The 8,929-nt window shown below is 37.1% G+C and carries 6 protein-coding genes; all 6 read left to right on the top strand.

What is annotated here, in order from left to right:
* Positions 1 to 535 (top strand): hypothetical protein (locus tag ASU35_RS18020; protein WP_207644149.1); only part of this gene is annotated, 535 nt, incomplete at its 5' end.
* Positions 536 to 1,393: 858 nt separating this feature from the next.
* Positions 1,394 to 3,004 (top strand): restriction endonuclease subunit S, encoded by a 1,611-nt coding sequence (locus tag ASU35_RS18015; RefSeq protein WP_058354345.1) that lies wholly within the window; start codon positions 1,394 to 1,396, stop codon positions 3,002 to 3,004.
* Between the two features lie 12 nt (positions 3,005 to 3,016).
* Entirely contained in the window at positions 3,017 to 3,979 is a 963-nt protein-coding gene (locus tag ASU35_RS18010; protein ID WP_058354344.1) for a DUF2971 domain-containing protein, read from the top strand.
* 15 nt (positions 3,980 to 3,994) lie between these two features.
* Entirely contained in the window at positions 3,995 to 6,412 is a 2,418-nt protein-coding gene (locus tag ASU35_RS18985; protein ID WP_083504386.1) for an N-6 DNA methylase, read from the top strand.
* Positions 6,405 to 7,895 carry a type I restriction-modification system subunit M gene (locus ASU35_RS18000; RefSeq protein ID WP_058354343.1) on the top strand — a complete coding sequence of 497 codons (1,491 nt, stop codon included), beginning with the start codon at positions 6,405 to 6,407 and terminating at the stop codon, positions 7,893 to 7,895. Before ASU35_RS18985 ends, ASU35_RS18000 begins: the two co-directional genes overlap by 8 nt.
* The coding region (locus ASU35_RS17995; protein ID WP_058354342.1) for a restriction endonuclease subunit S at positions 7,882 to 8,929 on the top strand (1,048 nt) is incomplete at its 3' end. The genes ASU35_RS18000 and ASU35_RS17995, both read left to right, overlap by 14 nt.

Here is an 8,929-nt window from a genome sequence, read left to right as displayed (position 1 = left end):
GGATTTAATCTGCGGCAGGATTGCGACAGGAGAGAATTATAATTTGACGCGTGACAAGAAAGCTGCAGTAAAACCATATCTTGATACTCGGTATATTTTCTTTAATGAGGATGCAGAATTTGGACTTAATGATAGGGTGTTTGACATTAAGGAAGGTATAGTAGATAAGGTTCGATATGGTTTGACTTCAATGGATGAGAAGTATATAAAAATGAGACAAACAGTACCTAATTATGTATATCTTAAATATATAATCAGAAATATTGGTGCTGGTAGTGCTGTAAATATGCAGGTTAATGTAAATGGTTTTTCTGAAAAAATTACAATTGCAAAAGATGAAACAGTTAACCTTTATATGCTCATTAGTCTGGGTAATGAAAAAGAGGTTCCTTTTAATGTGACATTGGATTATTGGGATGCTGAAAAAAGGGCCCATTATAATCAGTCGGAAGAATTTGAGATTATAATTGATGGAACACATCAAAAAATTCGAGATAAAGACTGTAAGCCACAAATTGAAATTAAAAATCCTTAGTAGTAAGCATATCCCGTTTTACTACTAATTTTACTACTAACAGGTAGTAGTAACTTGCTAAATTCTGCTCTGATTTGCCACATTACGTCATTTCAGAGAAAATCTTAATAAACCCTAAAAACCTCGCAAAATGGGGCAATACGGGGCATAAAGGAGTAAACTATGACACCTATTAAAGTTCTTTTTATTTGCCACGGCAGGACTTTGGCAGGCTGCGCATAACGCGGATATAGTGGCCTAAAACGCGGCAAATCGCGGCAGGCAAGCATATATTAATATCCGGTTCGTATACGTTTCGGAAGACTAAAAAAGATAGTGTAACAGTGGTGTATATTCAATTTGAACCCTTCTTATACCTTATAACGATAACTACACTTTATAACGATTATACCGTTAAAAAGTATATTCGCAACAATTGAACAGTTCTAACTTGGAAGCCATATTAATATGGTTGTCTTGATGTCAAAAGTGAACGCAGTTAAGTTAGAAAAGTCTTTTATTTCAAAGGCTTGTAGCGGTGCTTTCGTTATACGGTAGGAAAAGTCACTTATACGCCTTTGAAAATCTTTGTAAAAATCAATTTGTCAGAACTGATCATAGCATAGGGGTGACAAAACACTATGGATAACAGGAAAGCGAATACAGTTTAACGATAGCAATAATAGTAGTAGAAATAGTAGCTATGTCTAAGAATGGAACCAGGTGGATTAATCTACCTGGTTTTTATATACGCTTTTTGTGTGAAATAAAATAAAGTATTTGCATACCAAAATAAAATAAAGTATTGAAACATTATCGTTGAAGTGTTATATTATACACAGAAAGTAATATGGAAAAGACTCCAAGGAGGTGTATGTCATGGATAATAAGGAGATGAATAACAGAGTTTGGGACCTTTTTAATGTCATTAGGGGCAAGGAAGATATAACCAAAGTTTTACCGGCAGCATTAGCTGTGGATAGAGTTAAGAGAAAAGGCCTTACTGATTATAGAGAAATATATGAAGCACTTAGAGAGGAAGCTTCGAAGTTGAATATCTATTCTTTGTTCAATAGAGAAGATGCAGCTATTCATATTTATATGGATATCCCGGATGAAATCGACTGGGGATTCTTGCTTCAAAGATTATCTGAAACAGCAGGTAAGGTGATGGACCTTTCAATTCTTCCGGAGTCGTTGGTTAAGGTGATGGAGGGTGGATTTAATAGAGATCCAGAAAGTGTATTGATTGTTGAAGGTGAGAAATTCATAACAAGAATTACTGAAATGATCGAAAGCCATCCGGGAACACATTTTACTATTAGCAGTCAGAGAGAAGTCTACACAGAATTATTAAAAACTATTACAGAGGGCTATTGTAATGCTTCAGTTATAGAGTCAAATGTATATGAGTCATATTTCCTAAAAGAAAGATTTGATATGATTTTATCTTCGCCGGCATTTGGAGGCAGAACCCTTTCAGAGGATCCTACCTTCATATGTAGGGAGCTTGAGATGGTAGCTCTGGAAAATTTGCTGACGCACTTAAATAGTGATGGAGATTTGATTATTGTGCTTCCTGGACGAATTACATTTGCACAGGGCAAAATTGGTACCTTGAGAAACTTTATTCAGAGTACGTACACATTAAAGGAAATAGACGAGTTACCGACAGGTGTGTTTGCAAATACTGAAATACAAACCTATTTGATAAATATTCAAAATGCTAGACCGACTGGTGATGACGTAATCATCAGAAGATACGGTGCAGGAGAGAGGAAAACAAAGCGTTCAGCAATTGAAGAGTTGGTACTCGTAGATGACACCTTTGTAATGCTCGATGAACTTGAAGAAATGGGTTCGTGGAGCGTTGATCGAATCTTTGAACAACAGAGCGAGGAGTGGCAGGCATTCAATGGTTCAAGTATAAGAAAAGAAATTCTAGGTAATGTTGCAGAAATCTTTAGAGGTAAGAATGTTACTAAAAAAGATCCTAATGGCAAGATAGGGGTTATCAATATTTCTAATATTGGTGAATATGCGTTGAATAACGAAAACCTTGATTACATTGAAGAAGAGGAACGAAAGGTACAAAGCTATCTTCTTAAGGAAGGTGATGTACTTCTTCCAGGTAGAGGGACAGCGATAAGAGTTGCCGTATTCCACGAGAAAGACTTTTCTTTCCCTTGTATAGCTTCATCAAATGTAATTGTAATAAGACCTAACGAAAGGTCACTTAAGAGTTTGTACCTTAAGATATTTTTGGATAGTCCCATTGGTGGAAAGGTTATCAGTCAGGCACAACAGGGTACAGCAGTTATGAATCTCAGTTATAAGGATTTAAATGACATTGAGGTTCCGCTTCCCACCATAGAAGAACAGGAAGAAATTACAATTAAATACGAATATGAGTTGCGGCACTTCCAGGAGACAGTCTCACAGGCAGAACGTCGCTGGAGGGAAGTATTAAATGAATTAGAACAGTTTTAGGGAGGTGTTGTTTTGATCGAGAAAGACATTATCTATCATTATACGAGCCTAGATAAATTTAAGTGCATATTACAATATGGAACTTTGAGATTTAAGGAAAGTACAACTTCAAATGATTTGTTAGATACAACACTTCTATTCGATGTATTGAAAGAATATGATGGGCTACCGGATTATAGGGATACTGTGGAAGTAGCGAGAAAGTTTATGCTTGATTACTATCAAAAATTCAAAGCGAGTAATCAACACATTTCTTTAGTTTCCTGTTTTGCAAAAGAAGGCGATTCCAGAATGCTTTGGGATGCCTATACAATGAATCGTCCAAGTAATATTAAATGTATATATGGTGATAATCGTTATTGCTATGATAGTGACATTCGCTATAACGGTGTTTGCATTGGTTTTAATAAAAATAAGTTAAAAAAACAAATAAAATCATTTGAGGGGAAGGCCTGCGAAAGATCATATCTTTTCCCTGTAATTTATGGAATAAGTAAGGCTAAAGAACAGTTGAATTGTTGGTTTTCTGAAGCTTGTGCACAGGTTGAGATACTTAGTAAGGACCCAGAACAAAAACAGGATTTAATCGACACAATAATAGTGCCAGGACTTACCGGGAAACCGTTATTGGGCTTAGATTTGAAGAAAAGTCTTGTTTATCCTATGAGTGAGCTTATTGCCAAAATTGATGCGTTTTCACCATATTTTAAACATGAGTTTTGGAATGAAGAAGAGGAAATACGTGCATCGTTATGTTTTCATAAGAATAAGGTTTCTGATTTGATTGAACAGTGCGATGGAGATTTGTATTTTGATATGCCAATAACTGAAGAGTGTATTGAATACATAATTCTTGGACCAGAGTTTTCTAATGTGGAAAGTGAAGAAATATTATCCCATAGTAACTATAAGTTGGATTTCAATACCTTTGAAAAAAGAAATTCTATTGGTACAGGTATTATAAGAAGCAAATAACCGGAGGTAAGATAAATGTTAGGTGCGATTATAGGTGATATCGTCGGATCACGTTTTGAGTGGAATAACCACAGAGATAAGGACTTTGAGTTTCTTACCTATAAGTGTTTTCCTACCGACGACAGTATTATGAGTCTGGCAGTGGCCCAGGCAATATTGGTAAGTAAACCAGACCACAGTGATTTGTCAAAGAACGCTGTAGAGTGTATGCAGAATGTAGGAAGGAATTATCCAAACTGTGGATATGGTGGAAGTTTTCAGGGTTGGATTTTCTCTGATAATCCTAAACCATATAACAGTTATGGAAATGGAGCTGCAATGAGAGTAAGTGCAGCAGGATTTGCCGCAGAAAGTCTGGAAGAAGCTAAGGAGCTATCGAAGCTTGTAACAGAGGTTAGTCACAATCATCCAGAAGGCATTAAGGGCGCTGAAGCAACAGCGGTAGCTATCTATATGGCTAAGTCAGGCAGCAGTATTCTTGAGATAAGGGATTATATTAATGAGAATTATTATCCTATGAATTTCACACTTGAAGAAATTAAGGATACATATCAGTTCAATGAGACTTGTCAGGAAACAGTGCCTCAGGCGCTACAGGCATTCTTTGAGTCTACAGGGTTTGAAGATGCAATAAGAAATGCAATTTCAATTGGTGGAGATAGTGATACGGTAGCAGCGATATGTGGTGGTGTTGCAGAAGCATATTATGGAATACCAACACATATCAGAAAACATGCATTAACATTCTTAGATCAGAAGTTGATGCAGCTCCTGATTCTTTTTGAGAATAAGTATCCACCTATTATGGAAAAGAAACGTGATGATATGAGCGTAAGTATAAAACGCTCAGCCAAGAAACAGGTTAAGACTGGAGGTCGAGAAACTATGATACAGTCAGCAACAGAAGTAGCAGATCAGGAATTAAAAGAATCTGAGACTGATATTGAACAGACAAAAAAGAATCAACTATTCGCTCACTTATACGAAGCTTGTAATATTCTCAGAGGTCCTATCAACCAGGATGAGTTTAAGGATTACGTTACACCAATTTTGTTCTTAAAGAGAGTAAGTGATGTGTACGATGAAGAAACACAGGCTGCATTGGAAGAGTCTGGTGGTGATGAGGAGTTTGCTGCATTTGATGAAAATCACAGTTTTGTTATTCCGGATGGATGTCATTGGATTGATATAAGGAATGCAAGTCAGGATGTTGGTAAGATGATTGTAAAATCAATGAATGGTATAGAAAGAGCGAATCCTGAAACACTCAGTGGTGTTTTCTCAAGCTTTGATGATGTTACATGGACAGATAAAACAAAGCTTACTGATGAAAGAATAAAGAATCTTATTGAGCATATGTCTAGCTTGAAGGTTGGGAATAAGAATTACAGTGCAGATGTAATGGGTGATGCTTACGAATATCTTATTAAGAAGTTTGCAGACCTTTCAAAGAAGAATGCTGGTGAGTATTACACACCAAGAACAATTGTAAAGCTCATGGTTATGCTTTTGGATCCTAAGCCAGGTGATACAGTATACGACCCGGCATGCGGAACTGGTGGTATGCTTATTGAAGCAATCAGACACATTAATGACCGCCAGATGACATATGGGAAGATATATGGACAGGAGAATAATCTCTCAACATCAGCTATTGCAAGAATGAACTTATTCCTTCATGGAGCTAGTGACTTTAAGGTGACGCAGGGTGACACTCTTAGAACACCTAAGTTCTTGGAACATGGTAAACTTCAGCAGTTTAATTGTGTTCTGGCTAATCCGCCTTTCGGTCAGGAGAAGTGGGGCGCAGATAGCTTTGAAAGCGATAAGTATGGTCGTAATATGTGGGGCTGCCCTTCAGACTCAAACGCTGACTATGCATGGCTTCAGCATATGATTAAGTCAATGAAACCAATGGAAGGTAAAGTTGCAGTAGTACTTCCACAGGGCGTTTTATTCCATAGTGGCAAAGAAGGAGAAATCAGAGAGCAGCTTATTAAGAGCGATTTGATTGAAGCGGTTGTCGCTCTTGCTGGCGGTGTATTCTACGGTACTGGCGTATCAGCTTGTATTATTTTCTTAAATAATCACAAGAGACCGGAGCACAAAGGTAAGGTCTGCTTGATAGATGCAACTAATATCTATACTCCAAAGCGTGCGCAGAACGAGATGGAGGAGAAAGATATTCAGGAAGTGTACAATTTGTACCAAGCATATGAGAATAAGATTGAAAAGTGTAAAATTGTAACTATCGATGAGTTAGATAAGGCTGGTAACACACTTGCTGTAAATGCTTATATCGAGAAAAAGAAGCAAGAAGTTATAGCTCCAGAGTTTGTAAGAATTGAATACATCAATGCAGTTGAGAATGCGAAGAGGGCAGAAACTCGAATGATGGCATATTTAAAGGCAGGAGGTTTTATTGATGAGTAATAAAATTACAATAGATGAACTTGAAAAGTATCTATGGGGGTCTGCTGTATTGCTTAGAACTCATGTAGATGCAGGTGCATACAAACAGTATATTTTTCCGTTGCTTTTCTTTAAGCGTTTAAGTGATGTTTATGACGAAGAATGCGAGAAGATAAGAGCTGAATTTGGAGAAGAGGCGTTGGACTGGGAAGAAAATCATCAGTTCCAGATTCCTGATGGGGCACATTGGAATGATGTGCGTAATGTTTCAGAGAATGTTGGTAAAGCCATTATTGAGGCATTTCACAAGATTGAAGCTGCAAATGCAGAAAAGCTTCAAGGAATATTTGGAGATGCTTCCTGGACAAATAAAAAACGTTTGCCAGATAGATTATTGAAAGACTTAATCGAGCACTTCAGTTCTAAAACATTGTCTATAGAGAATTGTCCGGCGGATGAACTTGGCCAAGGATATGAATATCTTATAAAGCAGTTTGCAGATGATAGTGGGCATACAGCGCAGGAATTTTATACCAATCGTACAGTTGTAAACCTTATGACAGAAATGCTTAAGCCACAGCCAGGTGAATCTATTTATGATCCGACATGTGGTAGCGCGGGTATGTTGATTTCTGCAGTTGCGTATCTGAAGCAACAGGATAAGGAGTGGAGAAACCTGTCAATTTATGGGCAAGAGATTGTAACGCTTACATCTGCTATAGCCCGAATGAATTTATTATTACACGGGATTCAGGATTTTCAGATTGTGAATGCAGATACATTGAAAACACCTGCTTTTACAGATCATGCTAAGCTTCAGCAGTTTGACCTAATTCTGGCTAATCCACCTTATTCGATTAGCCAGTGGGATAGGACAGCTTTTGAATCAGATAAATACGGACGTAACTTTCTTGGAACACCTCCGCAGGGAAGGGCAGATTATGCATTTTTTCAGCATATACTTAAGAGCTTGGATGATAAAACTGGCCGTTGTGCTATTCTTTTTCCTCATGGAGTATTGTTCAGAAATGAAGAAAAAGATATGAGAGAAAAGCTCATTCGTTCAGATCTTGTTGAGTGTGTAATAGGATTGGGACCTAACCTCTTCTACAATTCACCTATGGAAGCCTGCATTATTATTTGTAGAACTAATAAGCCAACAAACAGAAAGGGACAGGTTCTTTTCATTAATGCAATAAATGAGGTGACAAGAAAGAATGCTCAAAGCTATTTGGAGGATAAGCATATAACTCGAATTGCTGATGCATATGAAAAGTATGAGTCTGATGATGACATTGCAAAGAAAGTAACAATTAAGGATATTGAAAAGAATGATTTTTCATTGAGTATTCCTTTGTATATTCAAACAACAAAGGAAGAAGACACTGATGATAGAACGGTAAAAGAGTGTTACAGTGATTGGAAATCTGCTGCAGAAAGAGCGCTTATGTATCACAGTATGATAATGGAGATGTTAGGAGGTGCCAAAGATGCAGACAAATAAACTTGGGGACATTGCAATTGAAGCAAAAGAATCAAACAAGGGTGATAAGACTGGTTGCAAGATTGTTGGATTAGAGCATTTAACTCCTTCGGATGTGACCTTATCTTCTTGGAGTGAAGATACAAATAATTCATTCACCAAGAAATTTGCTAAAGGCGATGTTTTGTTTGGTAGAAGAAGAGCATATTTAAAAAAAGCTGCTTTAGCTCCATTTGATGGTATATGTTCTGGTGATATTACAGTAATAAGAGCAAAAGAGGGAAAAGTTGATTCTCGTTTGTTACCGTTTATAATTCAAAATGACTTTCTTTTTGAATTTGCTGTAGGAAAATCAGCGGGTTCGCTTTCGCCAAGAGTGAAATGGGAGCATCTTAGAAATTTTGAAATTTATTTGCCTGATACAGATAAGCAGAGAGAACTTGCTGATATTTTGTGGTCGATTAACGAAACCAAGCAGGCATATTTGGAATTGATTAAACAAACAGACGAACTGGTGAAATCGCAATTTATCGAGATGTTTGGTGGCTGTGAAAATAAGCAGTCTATAAATAATATTTGTATTCATTTTGGGGATGGAGATTGGATTGAGTCAAAAGATCAATCTGAAAATGGTATAAGGCTTATTCAAACTGGTAATGTGGGTGATGGAGTATTCAAAGACAAGGAAGAAAAGGCACGTTACATAAGTGAAGAAACTTTTACAAGACTCAACTGTACGGAGGTACTTCCAGGTGATATTTTAATTTCACGTTTGCCAGATCCTATAGGGCGTTCTTGTATTGTGCCAGAAGTCCAAAAGGCAATTACAGCCGTTGATTGTACAATTGTTAGACTTAGTGATAAGGTTCTTCCAGAATTCTTTGTCGGATTCTCTAAGACTGATATGTACTCGGAGCAAATTGCTACACATACGACAGGAACCACAAGGAAAAGAATTAGCAGAGCCAACCTTGGAAAAATATTGATTCCGGTCCCAGAATTGTCTATGCAAGAAGAGTTTGTTTTTATTGCAAGGCAGAGCGATAAATCAAAAT

This window comes from Acetivibrio ethanolgignens, from assembly GCF_001461035.1.
Taxonomy (GTDB): domain Bacteria; phylum Bacillota; class Clostridia; order Lachnospirales; family Lachnospiraceae; genus Velocimicrobium; species Velocimicrobium ethanolgignens.
The sequence above is the reverse complement of the archived record's forward strand: the minus strand, read 5'-3'. Positions and strand labels throughout refer to the sequence as shown.

Coding starts and splice junctions, on each gene's coding strand:
- ASU35_RS18015 (WP_058354345.1), top strand. CDS start 1,394: ATGGATAATAAGGAGATGAATAACAGAGTTTGGGACCTTTTTAATGTC.
- ASU35_RS18985 (WP_083504386.1), top strand. CDS start 3,995: ATGTTAGGTGCGATTATAGGTGATATCGTCGGATCACGTTTTGAGTGG.
- ASU35_RS18000 (WP_058354343.1), top strand. CDS start 6,405: ATGAGTAATAAAATTACAATAGATGAACTTGAAAAGTATCTATGGGGG.